Source organism: Bradyrhizobium sp. Kon56 (assembly GCF_055807635.1).
In genome coordinates this window covers 1-264 of record NZ_JBVVOU010000459.1, presented here as the reverse complement: position 1 = coordinate 264, position 264 = coordinate 1, and the positions used below count along the sequence as shown (strand labels likewise).

The following is a 264-nucleotide window of genomic DNA, read 5'->3' as shown; positions in this document are numbered from 1 at the left end:
GCAGTGTTGCGGGCCAGGCGTTCATCCAGCGTCTGGATCTGATTGACCGAAAGATTGTTATCCACCTGGCGGACCGCATCGATCAGCGCCGGGCCCACGCCTTCCGGCTGTTGGGTGCGCAGCACCAGCATCAATGAGGAAGAGGGTTGCTGTTCCAGGGAACGATACACCGTGGCGCGGTGGCGAAATGCACTGAAAGGCCGCCCATGAATAACGCTGGGCACCACGCCTACGACTGAGTACCAGCGCTGGTCATCGTTATCA

General features: G+C 59.8%; 1 protein-coding gene. It reads right to left on the bottom strand.

All coding sequences use genetic code 11. From position 1 onward, the window contains the following. Positions 1–264: hypothetical protein (locus AC0L3B_RS39660; RefSeq protein ID WP_473383319.1), on the bottom strand; the 264-nt coding region annotated here is incomplete at both ends.